This is a genomic window from Streptomyces sp. NPDC027663, from assembly GCF_055566415.1.
Genome location: NZ_JBVHSK010000007.1, coordinates 165,521 through 182,273 on the forward strand (window position 1 = coordinate 165,521; position 16,753 = coordinate 182,273).

12 protein-coding genes are annotated in these 16,753 nt (G+C 71.1%); 4 read left to right on the forward strand and 8 right to left on the reverse strand.

Annotated elements, in window-relative coordinates:
* Positions 1-438 precede the first annotated feature (438 nt).
* Positions 439-1,917, reverse strand: coding sequence for a transcriptional repressor NsdA (nsdA, locus tag ACZ4SF_RS20765; RefSeq protein ID WP_468386375.1), 1,479 nt, complete (start codon positions 1,915-1,917; stop codon positions 439-441).
* A 457-nt stretch (positions 1,918-2,374) separates the two neighbouring features.
* On the opposite strand from nsdA, the gene ACZ4SF_RS20770 reads away from it, so the two are divergent.
* Complete coding sequence (locus ACZ4SF_RS20770) at positions 2,375-3,037, forward strand: bifunctional DNA primase/polymerase (RefSeq protein WP_468386378.1); 663 nt, start codon at positions 2,375-2,377, stop codon at positions 3,035-3,037.
* A gap of 273 nt (positions 3,038-3,310) precedes the next feature.
* Here ACZ4SF_RS20770 and ftsY read toward each other — a convergent pair whose 3' ends face one another.
* Positions 3,311-4,513 (reverse strand): signal recognition particle-docking protein FtsY, encoded by a 1,203-nt coding sequence (ftsY, locus tag ACZ4SF_RS20775; protein ID WP_468386380.1) that lies wholly within the window; start codon positions 4,511-4,513, stop codon positions 3,311-3,313.
* A 171-nt stretch (positions 4,514-4,684) separates the two neighbouring features.
* On the opposite strand from ftsY, the gene ACZ4SF_RS20780 reads away from it, so the two are divergent.
* Together ACZ4SF_RS20780 and ACZ4SF_RS20785 are read left to right on the forward strand one after the other, a co-directional pair.
* On the forward strand, positions 4,685-6,136 hold the full coding sequence (locus ACZ4SF_RS20780) for a cytosine permease (protein ID WP_468386381.1): 1,452 nt from the start codon (positions 4,685-4,687) through the stop codon (positions 6,134-6,136).
* Positions 6,137-6,259: 123 nt separating this feature from the next.
* Positions 6,260-7,231, forward strand: coding sequence for an LLM class flavin-dependent oxidoreductase (locus ACZ4SF_RS20785; RefSeq protein ID WP_468386384.1), 972 nt, complete (start codon positions 6,260-6,262; stop codon positions 7,229-7,231).
* Positions 7,232-7,463: 232 nt separating this feature from the next.
* On the opposite strand, the gene ACZ4SF_RS20790 is transcribed toward ACZ4SF_RS20785, so the two are convergent.
* From ACZ4SF_RS20790 to ACZ4SF_RS20805, 4 genes are all read right to left on the reverse strand, one after another.
* Positions 7,464-8,882 carry a sugar porter family MFS transporter gene (locus ACZ4SF_RS20790; RefSeq protein WP_468386387.1) on the reverse strand — a complete coding sequence of 473 codons (1,419 nt, stop codon included), beginning with the start codon at positions 8,880-8,882 and terminating at the stop codon, positions 7,464-7,466.
* 228 nt (positions 8,883-9,110) lie between these two features.
* Positions 9,111-12,878: an AAA family ATPase gene (locus ACZ4SF_RS20795; protein ID WP_468386390.1), complete on the reverse strand. Its 3,768-nt coding sequence runs from the start codon at positions 12,876-12,878 to the stop codon at positions 9,111-9,113.
* A 246-nt stretch (positions 12,879-13,124) separates the two neighbouring features.
* Positions 13,125-13,328 (reverse strand): hypothetical protein, encoded by a 204-nt coding sequence (locus tag ACZ4SF_RS20800; protein ID WP_031167290.1) that lies wholly within the window; start codon positions 13,326-13,328, stop codon positions 13,125-13,127.
* Between the two features lie 381 nt (positions 13,329-13,709).
* The gene (locus ACZ4SF_RS20805) at positions 13,710-13,991 is read right to left on the reverse strand and encodes an acylphosphatase (RefSeq protein ID WP_468386392.1); all 282 of its coding nucleotides are present in this window, start codon (positions 13,989-13,991) and stop codon (positions 13,710-13,712) included.
* Positions 13,992-14,187: 196 nt separating this feature from the next.
* Between ACZ4SF_RS20805 and ACZ4SF_RS20810 the strand changes: the two genes are divergently transcribed.
* Positions 14,188-15,471 carry a CAP domain-containing protein gene (locus tag ACZ4SF_RS20810; RefSeq protein WP_468386395.1) on the forward strand — a complete coding sequence of 428 codons (1,284 nt, stop codon included), beginning with the start codon at positions 14,188-14,190 and terminating at the stop codon, positions 15,469-15,471.
* A gap of 56 nt (positions 15,472-15,527) precedes the next feature.
* Here the strand turns inward: ACZ4SF_RS20810 and ACZ4SF_RS20815 are convergent, their stop codons facing one another.
* Together ACZ4SF_RS20815 and ACZ4SF_RS20820 are read right to left on the reverse strand one after the other, a co-directional pair.
* Complete coding sequence (locus ACZ4SF_RS20815; RefSeq protein ID WP_468386398.1) at positions 15,528-15,890, reverse strand: DUF4190 domain-containing protein; 363 nt, start codon at positions 15,888-15,890, stop codon at positions 15,528-15,530.
* Between the two features lie 175 nt (positions 15,891-16,065).
* Complete coding sequence (locus ACZ4SF_RS20820; RefSeq protein ID WP_468386400.1) at positions 16,066-16,650, reverse strand: flavodoxin family protein; 585 nt, start codon at positions 16,648-16,650, stop codon at positions 16,066-16,068.
* Positions 16,651-16,753: the final 103 nt, after the last annotated feature.

A 16,753-nucleotide genomic window follows, 5' to 3' on the forward strand; every position in this document is an offset into this window, starting at 1 on the left:
AAGCCCCTCGTTGTTTCGCCGGGGTGACGAAGGCGCCTTGCGTGTTACGCGTCCATGAACTGCAGGATGTCCGGCGGATCGATCGTTATCTTGGCGCAACCATTGCGGATCCGCACCGCGACCACGCGTGGAGGAACCATGACGGGGGGCAATCGCGTGGCGGGAGAGCGGCGCCCGGCCCGAGCACACAAAGGGTCCGCCTGGCACACAAGACCGTCTGGCGCTCAGGGCCCGAGCCTGGGCATACAGGGACCGCGGGCATAGGGACCGCGGGCATACAGGGAACCGCCCCCATACGGGGACCGCGGGCATACAGGGACCGCCTGGGCATCCAAAGGGTCCGGCCGCGGCGGGCCTCTCGATGACCTGGCGTGGGGGAGCCGAGTCGGGCAGTTCGGGAGGACCGGCCACGGCCGGGGCATGTGCTGCTCGGGGTGGTCAGACCGCTTCGGCGGCCTCCGGCAGGTCGGCGGCGAGCTGGTCGGTCAGGTCGGACACGGCGGCCAGCTCGCCGTAGTCGCGCACGGCCGTGTCGACCGTCTTTCGAATACGAGTGTTCACACGTTCGGAGCGGACCTTCTTTGCGATCTCCATCGCCCGGACGGCGTAGCTCGTGCTCTCCTCGGGCTCGCGCTGCAGCAGGTGCACGGTGGCCATGCCGATGAGGTTGAGCGCGTACGACCGCTGGTGCTCGCTGTCCTCGGCGAACTTCTCCACCGCCTTGCGCATCAGCGGCTCGGCGAGGGAGGCGTAAGTAGGGCTGCGACCGGCGACGTAGGCGAGGTCGCGGTAGGAGTGGGAGTTCTCGCCGAACAGCTCGGCCTCGGAGAAGAAGCGGATCCAGTCGGGGTCCGGCTCGTCCCACTCGTCGGCCTCGGCGAAGGTGTCCTCGGCCATGCGGACGGCACGCTTGGTCTTGCCGGGCTGGCCCATGTTCGCGTAGGCGCGGGCCTCCATCGCATACAGCATGGACTGGGTGCGCGGGCTCGCGCAGTCGCGGCTGCCGTACTGGGCGAGGTGGATCAGCTCCAGCGCGTCCTCGGGCCGGCCGAGATGGATCATCTGGCGGCTCATGCTGGACAGGATGTAGGAACCGAGCGGCTTGTCCCCGGCTTCCTTGGCGGCGTGCAGGGCCAGCACGAAGTACTTCTGGGCGGTGGGCTGGAGGCCGATGTCGTACGACATCCAGCCGGCCAGTTCGGCCAGTTCGGCGGCTACCTGGAAGAGCTTGCGGGTGGTGGCCTCGGGCTGGGGCTCCTGGAGCAGGTCGGTGACCTCGTGCAGCTGGCCGACGACGGCCTTGCGGCGCAGGCCGCCGCCGCACTGGGCGTCCCACCTGCGGAACATGCGGGTGGTGGACTCCAGCAGGTCCAGCTCGGGCTTGGAGAGCCGGCCCGGCCTGCGCGCGTCGAGGACGGGCTCCGGCTCGGGCGGGGCCGCAAGGCCCGGCGTGGGCACGAGCCAGCGCTGCATGGGCTCGATCAGGGTCGGGCCCGCGGACAGCGCCAGGGAAGTGCCGAGGAAGCCGCGCCGGGCGAGCATCAGGTCACTGCGGGAGAACTCGCCGAGCAGGGCGATGGTCTGCGGGGCCGTCCAGGGCAGGTCGACGCCCGATGCCGCGGGGGACTGGCGGGCGGCGCGCAGGCCGAGGTCCTCGATGGAGACCACGCAGCCGAAGCGCTCGGAGAACAGCTCCGAGAGGATGCGCGGGATCGGTTCGCGCGGGTTCTCCCCGTCCAGCCAGCGGCGCACGCGGGAGGTGTCGGTGGAGATGTGATTGGCACCGAGCTGGCGTGCCCGGCGGTTCACCTGGCGGGCCAGCTCGCCCTTGGACCAGCCGCTGCGCACGAACCACGAACCGAGCAGCTCGTTGGGGCGCTTGTCAGCGTTCGTCCCGCTACTGCCGTTGCCGCTCACTGGAACGCCCCCATCCCTGAGACCACTTGTCGCCGCCTGCGCCAAGCCCTATCAGAATGCCGGTAAATACGGCTTCCCGTCCGCCGGTTCTCACCCTTCGAACGAGTCGACGACTTGCCTCCGGCATACCCACGAGTGCATGTGCCCCGGGGACTCGCACACTCACAGTAATTCTACGATCACCCGCTCAGCCACGTGGATCCCGGAAACGCCACCATTCGCCACCCCTTCGAATGAACTCACGGTCGGCTCGTCGCGATTCACTTGACATAGGACGGCCGGAAGTAGGCGGAGTGATGCACTCGGGGGCGCATGGCTCCCGGTGTGCCACCCGGCGCGCCTCGAAGCGCCGCCTTGCACCTGCGGGACCGGGGGCAGGCGAAGTCGTAACGTTACGTTCCGCTTCCGTCTCGTTCCGTGTCGTAACCACCGGCGCGCTGGACCCGTTGGAGGGGGCATGGGCTTCACGATCGGCGGCATCCGCGAGATCCGCTCCGGCACGCGTCGGCGCGGCCGTTCCTCGGAGTGCACCGCCGTCGCCGAGTTCACCGGGCTGTGGGGCTGGGACGTGGTGCCGGGCGCCCGGGCCGCGGGGGGCGAGTGCTCGTGCGGGCACGCCGACTGCCCGGCGCCGGGCGCGCATCCGCTGGACTTCGCGTCCCAGGTGCCGGCCGGGGCCACGCTGGACGAGGTGAGCAAGGCCTGGGGCGAGTTCCCGGGGGCCTCGGTGATGCTGCCGGTCGGCCGGGCGTTCGACGTCCTGGAGGTCTCGGAGCCGGCCGGGCGCCGCGCCCTGGCCCGCCTGGAGCGCATGGGTCTCCCCCTCGGCCCGGTCACCGCGACGCCGGACGGCCGCGCGCACTTCTTCGTCGCGCCGGGCGCCGCCGCCGACCTCCCCCGGTTGCTGTACCGGATGGGCTGGGACGACCCGGCCGCGCTGGACCTGCGCGGTCTCGGCCCCGGCACCTGCGTCACCGCGCCGCCCTCCGACCGGGGCGGCCTGGGGCCGGTGCGCTGGCTGCGCCCGCCCGCGCTGGACGCGGCGACCCGGCCGCCGGCGGCGCGCCTGGTACTGGGGACGCTGGCCTACGTGGCGCACCGGTCGCGGGCGCGGGCGTAGCGGCGGGGAGCCGCCGAGGCGCCAGGCCCACGAGGCGCCCGGCACGCCCCCGGTCCACCGGGCGTCCGGCCCGGTCAGGAGCCCGGGCCACCAGGCATCCAGCCCGGCGAGGTGCCCGATCCACCAGGCGCCGACCAGGCGCCCGACACAGGCGAAGCGCCCGCCCCCAACTGCACCTTGGGGCCGGGCGCTTCTCGCAAGCACCTGGGAATCTCCCCCGGATCCTGGGAACGTGCCCAGGATCCGAGGCACCTCCGATGTCCGGAGCCGGGGTCAGTCACCGATCAGGGCGTCCACGAACGCCTCCGGCTCGAACGGCGCGAGGTCGTCCGCGCCCTCCCCGAGCCCGACCAGCTTCACCGGCACGCCCAGCTCGCGCTGGACCGCGACGACGATGCCGCCCTTGGCCGTGCCGTCCAGCTTGGTCAGCACGATGCCGGTGATGTCCACGACCTCGGCGAACACGCGGGCCTGCACCAGGCCGTTCTGGCCGGTGGTGGCGTCCAGGACGAGCAGCACCTCGTCCAGCGGCGCGTGCTTCTCGACCACGCGCTTGACCTTGCCCAGCTCGTCCATGAGACCGGTCTTGGTGTGCAGGCGGCCGGCGGTGTCGATGAGGACGACGTCGACCCCCATCTCCTTGCCTTCCTTGACCGCGTCGAAGGCGACGGAGGCGGGATCGCCGGCCTCCGGACCGCGCACGGTGTAGGCGCCGACGCGTTCGCCCCAGGTCTGGAGCTGGTCGGCGGCGGCGGCGCGGAAGGTGTCGGCGGCACCCAGGACGACCGTGCGGCCGTCGGCCACGAGCACTCGGGCGAGCTTGCCGGTGGTGGTGGTCTTGCCGGTGCCGTTGACGCCGACGACCATCACGATGCCGGGCTTGCGGTCCTCGGGCTCGGTCTTCACGGTGCGGTCGACGTCGGTGCCGACCAGCTTGAGCAGCTCGTCGCGCAGCAGACCGCGCAGCTCCACGGGGGTGCGGGTGCCGAGCACCTTCACGCGCTCGCGCAGGTTGTCGACGAGTTCCTGGGTGGGCTGCACGCCGACGTCGGCGGTGAGCAGCGTGTCCTCGATCTCCTCCCACGTGTCCTCGTCGAGGTGCTCGCGGGAGAGCAGGGTGAGCAGGCCCTTGCCGAGGGCGTTCTGCGAGCGGGACAGGCGGGCGCGCAGGCGGACCAGCCGGCCTGCGGTGGGCTCCGGGATCTCGATCTCGGGAGCCTCGACAGTGGGAGGCTCCTCCACGGCGACCGGTGCGGGGCCGCCGGGGAGATCCACCTCCTCGATCGTGCGGCGCGGTTCGTCGCGCGGCGTCTCGGCCTCGTCGCCGACGTGCGGCTCGGCCGGGGGCGCGGTGATGTCGGGCGCTGAGGGGGGCGGCGGGGGCAGCGGCTTCCGGCGCCGGGTGCCCACGATCAGCCCGCCGATCGCGACGAGCACGACCACGGCGATGACTACAGCAAGGATGACGGTTTCCATAACTCGACCAGTATCGGCCATGGGGTTCGCAGGAGCCCTGTTTGTGCCTTCCTCTCAGAGACAAAGGCCACCAAAGGAGAGGACTCGGAGCAAAGTACGATGGTGGCGACTCTATCCACGCGCGTAGAGTCCCCCACGTCACCTTGTCCCCCCATGTCTGGCACCTCTTTCATGAGCAAAACCGTCGAGACCGAAGGCGCTCTCGAAACCCGCGGTATCGAGCAGGTCCCCGACCACGAGCGCACCGCGAAGACCCGTGAGCTGTTCCCCACCTGGGTGGGCGCGAACATCAGCGTGCTGCTGCTGACCATGGGCGCGAGCCTGGTCGTGGCGTACCGGCTCAACATCTGGCAGGCACTGGTCGTCGCGGTGGCGGCGCCGGTCGTCTCGTACGGCCTGGTCGGCCTGATCGGCATCGCGGGCAAGCGGGGCGGCGCGCCCGGCATGGCGCTGTCGCGGGCGGTCTTCGGGCAGCGCGGCAACCTGCTGCCCGGTTCGCTGATCTGGATCGCGCGCTGGGGCTGGGAGACGATCAATGCGGTGACCGGCGCCTACGCGATGCTCTCCATCCTGGACATCCTGTTCGGCATCAAGGCGAACAGCGTGCTGGACATGGTCATGCTGCTGGCGTTCGTCGTCGCGACCTTCGCGATCTCCGGGCTCGGCATCAACGCCGTGCAGAAGTGCAACAAGTACGCGACGTACCTCTTCGGCGTCTTCTCCGTGCTGGTCCTGGCCTACCTGGTGGCGAACACCGACTGGTCGAAGGTGATGGACCACAGCGCCGGTTCCACGGCCGCGGTGATCACCGGCGTCGGCATGATCGCGGCGGGCGGTGTCAGCTGGATCCCGTCCGCGCCGGACTTCACGCGCTACCTGCCGCGTACGGCGTCCTCGAAGGCGATCGTGGGCACGGCGGTCGGCGGCGCCGGCGTGGTCGTCCTGCCCATGGTCCTGATGGGCGCGGTGATGGCGGTGTCCACACCGGACCTGGCCTCGGCGACCGACCCGGTGTCCTTCCTCGGCGAGATCCTGCCGACGTGGATCGCGGTGCCGTACCTGTTCATCGCACTGATCGGCATGCTGCTGATCAACTCGATGTCGATGTACTCGGCGGGCTTCACCGCGCAGACCCTGGGCTTCAAGGTGCCGCGGCACTGGGCGGTCTCGGTCAACGCCGTGATCTCGCTGATCTTCGGCGGGGTGCTGATGCTGGTGGCGACGAGCTTCATGGGTTCGTTCATCGCCTTCCTGTCCCTGCTCGCCGTCGCCTTCTCGGCCTGGGTCGGCGTGTTCGGTGCGGACATGCTGCGCCGCACGGAGTACGACGGCCGGGCCATGGCAGACACCACCCGCACCAGCGCCTACTGGTACCGGGGCGGCTTCGCCCCCGCGGCCGTGGCGGCGTGGGCGGTGGGGCTGCTGTCGGGCCTGATGTTCACCACCTCGGACTGGTTCACCGGCCCGCTGGCGAAGAACAACGTGATCGGCGAGTACGGCCTCGGCTGGGTGGCGACGATCGTGATCTCCGGCGCGCTGTACGCGGCGCTGCCCAAGCCGGCGGTGGTCACCCCGGCGCAGGCCGACGAGCCCGCCGAGGAGCCCGCGACCGCCGGCGTCTGACCACCCGCCCAGCCGGAGCGGCTGCTCCGGTGGCACCCCGAGCCCCATGGCCATCTGACACTCAGTCAGCTATCGTCCCCTCCCACCGCATCTCCACCGCATCGCACCGGAGGGGGACCACGCATGCCCGTCACGGTCGTACGTTTCAATCTCGTCGCTCCCGGCTCCGGGCCCGCCGCCCTCTCCGCCCGCTACCGGGCCGCCCTGGAGATGGCGGCGTACGCGGACGAGCACGGCATCAGCACCGTGCAGACCGAGGAGCACCACGGCGCCGACAACAACTGGCTGCCGTCGCCGTTTGCCTTCGCGGGCGCTGTGTTCGGGGCGACCCGCCGGATCGCGGTGACCGTGTCGGCGGTGATCGGCCCGCTCCACGACCCGCTGCGGCTGGCCGAGGACATCGCCGTCCTGGACCTCCTCAGCGGCGGACGGCTGGTGACGGTGGCCGGCATCGGCTACCGGCCCGAGGAGTACGCCCTGTTCGACGTGGACTGGAAGCGCCGGGGCCGGATCCAGGACGAGGTGCTGCAGACGCTGCTGCGGGCATGGACCGGCGAGGAGTTCGAGTACCGCGGCCGCCGGGTGCGGATCACCCCGCGCCCGTACACCGAACCGCACCCCCTGCTGCTGGTCGGCGGCTCCTCCAGGGCCGCCGCCCGCCGGGCCGCCCGGCTCGGCCTGCCGTTCTTCCCGAGCGCGCATCTGCCGGAGCTGGAGGCGTACTACAAGGAGAAGCTGACCGAGTACGGCACCGAGGGCTGGGTGATGATGCCGGCCGCGGAGACCCCGCTGCTGCATGTCGCCGAGGACCCGGACCGGGCGTGGGCCGAGTACGGCAGCCACTTCCTGCACGAGGCGCGGACGTACGCCTCCTGGCAGTCGGACCAGATCCGCTCGGCGGTGAAGTCGGCGGCCACGACGGTGGCGGAGCTGCGCGCGGAGGGCGTGTACCGGATCCTCACCCCGCAGGAGTGCGTGGCGCTGGGCGCCGAGAGCCTCGTCCTGCACCCGCTGGCGGGCGGGATGCCGGTGGAGGAGGGCTGGCGCAGTCTGCGGCTGTTCGCGGAGCGGGTGCTTCCGGCCCTGGCGGGCTGAACCGGGGCCCTGGACGGCTGAACCGGCGGGCCTGGAGGGCTGAACCGGCGGGGCCACCCGTCGAGGCCGGGCCCTGTGCGCCGGAGGAGACCGGCGCCCGCGTCCCCGGCCGGTGACCGTGACCGTACTGCACCGCCGCCCCCGGTCCGGGCAGTGGCCGGGCCGGGGGCGGCGGGTGGTACGAGGAGAGGGGCAGCGGGGTCTTGGCCCTTCTCCCCGAGTCGGGGGCCGGTCAGCCCATCTCCTCCAGGGACTTGCCCTTCGTCTCCTTGACGAACTTCAGGACGAACGGGACGGAGAGCGCGGCGAAGACCGTGTAGATCACGTACGTACCGGACAGGTTCCAGTCGGCCAGCGACGGGAAGCTCGCGGTGATCGCCCAGTTGGCGACCCACTGTGCGGCGGCGGCCACGCCCAGCGCGGCGGCACGGATCCTGTTCGGGAACATCTCGCCGAGCATGACCCAGACGACCACACCCCAGGACAGGGCGAAGAAGAGGACGAACACGTGGGCGGCGACCAGGGCGACCCAGCCCTGGGTGCTCGGCAGCTTGCCGTCGACCAGGTGGTAGCTGAACGCCCAGGCCTCCAGGGCCAGGCCGACGGCCATGCCGACCGAGCCGATGAGGGCGAGCGGCTTGCGGCCGATGCGGTCCACGAAGATCATCGCGATCACGGTGCCGACGATGTTGATGATCGACGTCGTGAAGGAGTAGAAGAACGAGTCCGCGGGGTCGACACCGACGGACTGCCACAGCGTCGAGGAGTAGTAGAACGCGACGTTGATGCCGACGAACTGCTGGAAGACCGAAAGGCCGATACCGATCCAGACGATCGGCTTGAAGAAGAAGCCGCCGCCGAGCAGGTCCTTGAAGGACGACTTGTGCTCGCTCTTCATCGCGTGCTCGATCTCGGCGACGCGGGCGTCGAGGTCGGTGCCCTTGCCCTCGACCTCGGCGAGGATCTCCTTGGCGCGCTCGCGCTTGCCGACGGAGAGCAGGAAGCGCGGCGACTCGGGGATCGCGAAGGACAGCAGGCCGTAGAGGACGGCCGGGACGACCATCACACCGAGCATGACCTGCCAGGCCTCCAGGCCCATCAGCTTGCCGCGCTGGTCACCGTCGGCGGCGTTGAGCAGGCCCCAGTTGACCAGCTGCGAGATGGCGATGCCGACGACGATCGCGGCCTGCTGGAAGGAGCCGAGCCGGCCGCGGTATGCGGGCGGGGCGACCTCGGCGATGTAGGCCGGGCCGATCACGGAGGCCATGCCGATGGCGAAGCCGCCGACGATGCGCCAAAAGGCGAGGTCCCACAGGGCGAAGGGCAGCGCGGAGCCGACGGCGCTGATGGTGAAGAGGGCCGCGGCGATCTGCATACAGCGGATACGGCCGATGCGGTCGGCTATGCGGCCGGCGGTGGCGGCGCCGATGGCGCAGCCGATCAGGGCGATCGCGATGACCTGGGCGAGGGCGGCGGAGCCGATGTCGTAGCGGTCCCGGATGGCCTCGACGGCGCCGTTGATGACGGAGCTGTCGTAGCCGAAGAGGAAGCCGCCCATGGCGGCAGCCGCTGCGATGAAGATGACGTGCCCGAGATGTTCGGGATGAGCCGTTCCGGCTCGTGACTGAGGTGCCTGCGCTGTGCTGGTCACGTGTATCTCCTCGGGCCGCGGCAACGCTGCCGCAGTGGGGGGCGAGCCCTTCCAGGTCATGCGCGGCGCATCCGTCCGCACCGCTTACACCTGAAGGTAAAAGCAACGTTGCAGAGACTATGCCTTCAAGTTTCGAAGTCAATAGTTCAACGGCTGTGAGTTTTTCGATACACCTAAGGACTCGGTGTTCAAGAAGTGAACACAGAGTCAGTTGATCTTGAAAGGGGGTCAGCGAAGCCGCTGGGAGATGACCTTGGACACGCCGTCGCCCTGCATGGAGACGCCGTAGAGCGCGTCGGCGACCTCCATCGTGCGCTTCTGGTGCGTGATCACGATCAGCTGCGAGGCCTCCTGCAGCTCCTGCATGATCCGGATCAGCCGCTGGAGGTTGGTGTCGTCCAGCGCGGCCTCGACCTCGTCCATCACGTAGAACGGACTGGGCCGGGCCTTGAAGATCGACACCAGCAGCGCGACGGCGGTCAGCGAGCGCTCGCCGCCCGACAGCAGGGAGAGCCGCTTGACCTTCTTGCCCGGCGGACGCGCCTCGACGTCCACGCCCGTGGTCAGCATGTTGTCGGGGTCGGTGAGCACGAGCCGTCCGTCGCCGCCCGGGAAAAGGCGGCTGAAGACGCCCTCGAACTCGCGGGCGGTGTCGCGGTAGGCCTCCGTGAAGACCTGCTCGACGCGCTCGTCGACCTCCTTCACCACCTGGAGCAGGTCGGCGCGGGTCTTCTTCAGGTCCTCCAGCTGCTCGCTGAGGAACTTGTGCCGCTCCTCCAGCGCAGCGAACTCCTCCAGCGCCAGCGGGTTGACCTTGCCCAGCTGCTGGTACGCCCGCTCGGCGGCCTTGAGCCGTTTCTCCTGCTCCGCCCGTACGAAGGGGCGCGGCTGGTTCCGCGGGTGCTCGGGGTCGTCGGGCAACTGCTCGCCGTCGGCGGGGGGCGAGGGCGGCACGAGCTGATGCGGCCCGTACTCCGCGACCAGCCCCTCCGGTTCGACACCCAGTTCCTCCAGCGCCCTGGTCTCCAGCTGCTCGATCCGCAGCCGCTTCTCGGCACCGAGTACCTCGCCGCGGTGCACCGAATCCGTCAGCTTGTCGAGTTCGGCCTTCAGGTCCCGTCCGGCGGTGCGCGCGGTGGCCAGTTCCTGCTCGCGCCGGGCCTTGGCGGCCTCGGCGGCGGCGCGCTCCTGCTCGGCCCGGGCCAGCGAGATCTCGACGTGCGCGAGCAGCTGGCGGGCGCCGGAGGCCACGGCCTCCGCGACCGCCGCCTCGTGCCGCAGCCGGGCCCGGCGCTGCTCGGCACGGGCGCGTGCCTCGCGTTCGGCGCGGGCGGCCCGGTCGAGCGAGTCGGCACGCCCGGCGAGTCCCCTGACCCGCTCCTCGTGCGTACGGACCTGGAGGCGGGCCTCCATCTCGGTCTGCCGGGCGTTGGCGCCGTCGGCGGCGAGCCGGTCGCGCGCGGAGGTGTCCGGCTCCTCCTCGACCGGCATCTCCTCGGCGACGGCCAGCCGTTCGGCCAGTTCCTCGGCCTCCTGCACTGCCTTCTCCAGCGCCTCCTGCGCGCGTGCGGTCGCCGCGGCCGAGCGCTCGGCCTCCCCGGCAGCACCTCGCGCCTGGCCGGCGAGCCGACCCAGCTGCTGGGCCACGGCCGACTTCTCCCGGTCGGCGGCGCGGCGCCGCTCGCCCAGGTCCTCGACGAGCGCGGCGGCATGCCTGCGGCGCTCGGCCGCCTCGTGCTGGGCCTCGGCCAGCTCCTCGCAGCGGACCGCCAGCTCGGCCAGCTCGGCCGCGGCCTCGTCCACGGAGGCCTGGACCTCCAGCAGGCTGGGTGCCCCGGCCGAGCCGCCGTGCGCGTAGTGGGCGCCGAGTACGTCGCCTTCGGCGGTCACCGCGGTCAGGTCCGGGTGCGTGTGGACGAGGTCTTCGGCGTCCTCCAGGGTGCCGACGACCACGCATCCCTGCAGGAGGCGGCGGACCGCAGGCATGAGGTCGGCGGGGCCGCGGACGAGGGCCGCGGCCGGGAGGGGGGTGCCGGGCGGCTGGTCGTCCGCGGGTGCGTCGTGGCTGGTCGCGCCGTTCCCCGCGCCCCTGTGGGGCGCGGGACCGCCATGGTCGTCCGCGGGTGCGTCGTGGCCGGTCGCGCCGTTCCCCGCGCCCCCATGAGGCGCGGAACCGCCATGGTCGTCCGCGGGTGCGTCGTGGCCGGGGGTGCCGTTCCCCGTGGCTCTGTGGGGCACGGGACCATCGGAGTCGTCCGTGGGGGCGTCGGGGCCGGGGGCGGCTGACAGGAGGAGTGTTGCTCGGCCGCCGTCCTGTTTGCGCAGGAGGCGGATCGCCTCGGCCGCCGTCGTGGGGGTGGTGACGGCGATCGCGTCGGCCGCCGTGCCGAGGGCCGCGGCCAGGGGGATCTCGTAGCCGGGCGTGATCGTCAGCAGTTCCGCTGCCGGGCCCAGCACTCCGGTGAGCCGGTCCCGTGCGGCCAGCAGTATTCCGGTGCCGTCCTTGCGGCGCAGGCCCAGCGCCAGCGCCTCGTGGCGGGCCTGGGTCGCGGCGCGGCGGCGTTCGGCCGTGGTGACCGCCTCGCGGGCCGCGCCGAGGTCCGCCTCGGCGTCGGCGAGCCGGCGCCTGGCCTCCTCGTGCCGTCCGGCCAGTTCCGCGTCGCCGGCGTCGAGTCCGTCGACCTCGGCCTGCAGAGCCTCGTACTCCTCCTGGGCACGCACCGCGCGCTCCCGGGCCTCGTCGCGCGCCGTGGCCAGGCGGTCGATCTCGGACTGGGCGGAGGAAGCGCGGGAGCGGGCCGCGTTGACTTGCCCGGACAGCCGGGCCAGGCCCTCGCGGCGGTCGGCGATGGCGCGGGCGAGGTCTTTGAGCCGGCGCTCCTCCACGGCCAGCTCGCGCTCCAGTTCGGCGCGGTGGGCGACCGTGTCGTCCAGGGCGTGCTGCGCCGCATCCAGGGCGGCCTCCAGCTCGGCCTCCTGCTCGCGGATGCGGGCGGCCTCGCGTTCCATGTCCTCGGGGTCCCGGCCGCGCCGCTCCTCGGGGGGCGCGGAGGTGGCGCTCTTCACCCGGGCATCGGCCAGCGAGACGGTGCCGCGGACGCGCTCGGCCAGCTGGGACAGCTCGTACCAGGTCTGCTGGGCGCGCTGGAGGCGGGGGGTGAGCCGCCGTACCTCGTCCTCCAGCAGGGCCTCCCGCTGGAGCGCCTTCTTCAGCTCCTGCTCGGCGGCTTCCTTGCGCTCCTTCAGGGCCGCCTCGTCGGCGATCTCGGTCTGCAGGGCCTCGCGGAGGCGTACCAGGTCGTCGGCGAGCAGGCGCAGGCGGGCGTCGCGCAGGTCCGCCTGGATGACGGCGGCCCTGCGCGCGACCGCGGCCTGGCGGCCCAGGGGCTTGAGCTGGCGGCGCAGTTCGTCCGTGAGGTCCTGCACGCGGGCGAGGTTGGCCTGCATCGCGTCCAGCTTGCGGAGCGCCTTCTCCTTGCGCTTGCGGTGCTTGAGGACGCCCGCGGCCTCCTCGATGAAGGCGCGGCGGCCCATGGGGTCGGCGTGCAGGACGGAGTCGAGCTGGCCCTGGCCGACGATCACGTGCATCTCGCGGCCGATGCCGGAGTCGGAGAGGAGTTCCTGGATGTCCAGAAGGCGGCAGGTGTCGCCGTTGATCTGGTACTCGCTGCCGCCGTTGCGGAACATGATCCGCGTGATGGTGACCTCGGCGTACTCGATGGGCAGGGCACCGTCGGAGTTGTCGATGGTCAGGGACACCTCGGCGCGGCCCAGCGGGGGGCGGCCGGTGGTGCCGGCGAAGATGACGTCCTCCATCTTGCCGCCGCGCAGCGACTTGGCGCCCTGTTCGCCCATGACCCAGCTGAGCGCGTCCACGACGTTGGACTTGCCCGAGCCGTTGGGTCCGACGACGCACGTGATCCCCGGCTCGAACCGGAGCGTGGTCGCGGACGCGAACGACTTGAACCCGCGCAGGGTCAGGGCCTTGAGGTGCACGGCGCTGGACTCTACCTGCCGCCGCTATCCCACTCCACGAACACTCGCAACCCCACGGTTTCGTCATTGAACATGCAGGGCACACCAGACGTTAAAGAGGGTGAAAGGATGCGCGGGGGAAAGAAAAGAAGGGACGCCGAAGCGTCCCTTGCAGCTCTTACGGCTGGATTGCAGCCGCGGGATCAAATGAGCGGTTGATACGGCAGCCTGTTCGCTGCGACTGCTGGTCGTGGAGCGATGCAGCGATCAGGTGAGCGCAGGCTCCGCCTGGTGTGCGTCGATGCTCTCCATGATCCTGTCCTGAGAGGCGGCAGCCGACAGCGCTTCGTTCTCCGCCTGGATCCGTACCAGCTCGGACTCCAGGTCCTGGACGCGCTGCTGCAGCCGTCGCATCTCGGCGAGGAGTCGAGGGTCGGAGCCGCCGACGTAACCGAGAAGCGCCTTTGCCATGATGGATGGTCCTCCACACTGAGTGACCGACCGATGCGGTGTGGGTCGTGAGGGATTCGCACCCGCGGTGCTTGGCACATCCGAGTGTTGCTCTGCTGTTGCTCCATGCCAAACAGCTAGGGTGCGCGGGGCTTTCAGCGTCTCACCAAAAAGTTTGACGGTCAACACGATCACGCCCTGTATTGGCGGGCGAACCGGGGCGCGCGGCCGGGAAATCGGCGGCGGCGGGACTCATCCGGGCCCTCAGGGCGTGACGATCAGCTGTACCAGCGGAGCCTGCCACGCCCGGCCGTTCTTGGCAACCACCAGGCCGTTTCTGCTTCCCGCATGTGCCTTTGGCAGCTCGCCGTGCTCCTGCCTGCACGGCTTTACAGAACCGGCTCAGCGAATGGCGAAACCGTCGTAGCCGCCGCGGGGTGTGTCCCAGATCTCGGTGACACCGTCCACGTGTCCGGGCGTGTCGCCGCCCTGGAGCCAGTCCAGCAGTCCCTCGCAGCCTGCCCGTGCCCCTTCCGCGACCACCTGGACCCGGCCGTCGGCCAAATTGAGAGCAAAACCACTCAGGCCGCCGATCTCCAGTGCCTTGGCACGCGTGAACCAGCGGAAACCCACGCCCTGCACGCGTCCACGCACCCAGGCGACCAGTCGCACTTCCTCGTTCATGGGTGCAACCTAACCGGCCGGTGTCGTTCGGGACACATCGCCGCCAAGCGGCATGAGGTACCGTCCGGACCCAATGCATCGCATATGAAAACTCACTCGATCGAGTGAGTCGGGTTGGCCAGAGGGAGTCACTCGCCACGAGTCGCTCGCCGCGCAGGCACCGGTCGACCGCGCGCACGAGGAAGAGGGCAAGGACATGGGACGCCACCGACGCTCCGCCGCCGGCCGCGCCGCCACGGGCCCCGCCGACGGGGTCAAGCACACGCACGGCTCGGCCACGGGGAGCGACGAGCACCCCGGGCACTCCTCCCCGCAGTCGTCCGCGCACGCGCCGGACGGTGAGCGGCAGATACCCATGGGCATCGCGCCCTACCTGAACCCCGAGGCCTACGCCGACGCCACCGCCAAGGCCCAGGCCTATCTCTTCGCGGCCGACGACGAGCAGGCGTCGGCCCGGTCGATGACCCCCTCCGCGGCCGGCGGTTTCACCCCGGACGGCGGTTCGCCCCACGGCCACCGGCGCGACCGGACGGCCGGGCGGCCGGTTCGTGCGAGCCTGCTCGGGGTGTCCGCGGTCGTCGCGCTCGGCACGGTCGCAGCGGCCACGGGCGTGCTGCCCGGCCTGGAGAACTACCGGCTCGGCGGCGGTTCGCACACCGTGGACCGGGTGCAGGCCGTGGGCTCGCCCGGCAACACGGCCAGCGAGCAGGGCGGTACGTCGGGCAGCGCCGACAGCGGCGACAAGGGCACCGCCGGCGGTGGCACCGCCGAGCGCACCGGGTCCCCGAGCCCGTCGGCCTCCGCCTCCGCTTCCCCCTCGCCCTCACCCTCCGCCTCGAAGCCGGCCTCCCCCGAGCGGACGCCGTCGAAGACGGCCACCAAGGCTCCGGCACCGAGGACGACGCCGTCCAGGCACTCCTCGCCCTCCAGGCCTGCTGAGCCGAAGGGCACCCCGTCGAAGACGCCCACCCCGTCGCAGACGGCCACCCCGTCACAGACGCCCACCCCGTCACAGACGCCCACCCCGTCGCAGACGCCCACTCCGCCGAAGACGCCCACCGAAGCGCCGGCGCCGACCTCCTCGCCGGTGACGGTTTCGCGGGAGGCCGCCGTCGAGGCCGAGGTGCTCAAGCTCGTCAACGAGGAGCGGGCGAAGGTGGGCTGCAGCCCACTGTCGGCGAACTCCTCGCTGACCGGGCTGGCCGAGATGTTCAGCGACGACATGGCCACGCGGGGCTTCTTCGACCACACCGACCCGGACGGCAGGACGCCGTGGGACCGGGCCGCGGCGGCCGGCATCACCGACCTCGGCGGCGAGAACATAGCCCGCGGCCAGGCCGACGCGGCGGCCGTGATGCAGGCCTGGATGAACAGCCCCGGTCACCGCGCCAACATCCTGAACTGCGACTTCAAGACCCTGGGCGTGGGCGTCCACTTCGGCTCCGGCGGGCCTTGGTGGACGCAGGACTTCGGCTACTGACGCCGAGGAAGCGTCCGCAAGGTGCGTCCGGCACGGCAGCGCGGCGTCCGCGCCCCTCACGGCAGCGGAGCGGCCTGGGCGATCGCTCCGATGATGAGGAACAGCACGAAGATGCCGTAGCCGATGCACGCGATGATGCCCGTCACGAGCCCGGTGACGGCCAGACCGTCGCCCTTCTGCCCGGTCTGCCGGATCTCGTTGCGCGCCTTGACGGCCAGGACGATGGCGATGATGCCGGTGACGATGCCCACGAAGGGCACGATGAGAGACACGATGCCGGTGACCATGGACGCCACCGCTTTGCCGCTCGGCCCGGGCTGGGGCGAGTACGGGTGGGGCGGGGGGTACTGCTGCGCCCCGCCCGACGGATACGGCTGGTAGGGAGTCCGCTGAGGGTCCTGAGGATGCTCGGTGCTCATGGCGCTTCCCCTGTCGTACGACTCCTGGCCCGCTCCGCCCCCGGCACACGACGTACGCCGTGTGCTGATATCGCACCCTCTGATCAGGATGTTCCGGGCGGAGCGGGCCTGCAACTCAGCGCCTCCTGCGTGACCGCTCGTCTCCCCGGTCAGGCAGGCCGTTCACCGGACCCGCTCACGCGGCAGCGCGACCCCGCGCGATCAGCTTCGCCGTCTCCGTCACCCGGCGGCCCAGGTGCTCGGCCGTGGCCGTGTCGGCCTTGTGGACGGCCTCGGGGCCCTCGTCGCTGTTGCTCTGGGCGGCGGCGCCGGAGAAGAAGCCGAGGCGGTTGAGGTCGTTCTCGGAGCCCGTGCTGCTGTTCCAGCCGGGGAGCAGGCCGAGGTTGACCCAGTGCATGCCGTGCTGGGCGGCGAGCGTCTGGAAGAACTGCAGGGTGTGCAGCTTGTCGCCGCTCTTGGAACCCGAGTTCGTGAAACCGGCGGCCAGCTTGTCCTTCCAGTCCTGGCCGAACCAGCGCTTGGAGGTCGCCTCGGCGAAGACGTGAAAGGCGCCGGAGGCGGTGCCCATGTAGGTGGGCGAGCCGAAGACGATCGCGTCGGAGCGGTCCAGCGTCTGCCACTGCTCCTCGGTGATCTCGTCGACCTTGATCAGGTGGACCTCGGCGCCCGCCTCGAGAGCGCCGGCGCGGACGGCCTCGGCGATGACGGCGGTGTGGCCGTAGCCGGAGTGGTAGGCGATGGAAACGACAGGGGTGGTCACAGAAGACTCCTCGTAGGGGCAGCTCGAAGCACTGACTCAAGGAGAGCACTAACTTCAGGTTAGTGCAACCTCGTGGTTAGCGCTGCATTGGCGTACGCTTGTG

Excerpts from the sequence above, each read along its gene's own strand:
- ACZ4SF_RS20770 (WP_468386378.1), top strand. The coding sequence starts at position 2,375 with ATGGGCTTCACGATCGGCGGCATCCGCGAGATCCGCTCCGGCACGCGT.
- ftsY (WP_468386380.1), bottom strand. The coding sequence starts at position 4,513 with ATGGAAACCGTCATCCTTGCTGTAGTCATCGCCGTGGTCGTGCTCGTC.
- ACZ4SF_RS20780 (WP_468386381.1), top strand. The coding sequence starts at position 4,685 with ATGAGCAAAACCGTCGAGACCGAAGGCGCTCTCGAAACCCGCGGTATC.
- ACZ4SF_RS20785 (WP_468386384.1), top strand. The coding sequence starts at position 6,260 with ATGCCCGTCACGGTCGTACGTTTCAATCTCGTCGCTCCCGGCTCCGGG.
- ACZ4SF_RS20800 (WP_031167290.1), bottom strand. The coding sequence starts at position 13,328 with ATGGCAAAGGCGCTTCTCGGTTACGTCGGCGGCTCCGACCCTCGACTC.
- ACZ4SF_RS20805 (WP_468386392.1), bottom strand. The coding sequence starts at position 13,991 with ATGAACGAGGAAGTGCGACTGGTCGCCTGGGTGCGTGGACGCGTGCAG.
- ACZ4SF_RS20810 (WP_468386395.1), top strand. The coding sequence starts at position 14,188 with ATGGGACGCCACCGACGCTCCGCCGCCGGCCGCGCCGCCACGGGCCCC.
- ACZ4SF_RS20815 (WP_468386398.1), bottom strand. The coding sequence starts at position 15,890 with ATGAGCACCGAGCATCCTCAGGACCCTCAGCGGACTCCCTACCAGCCG.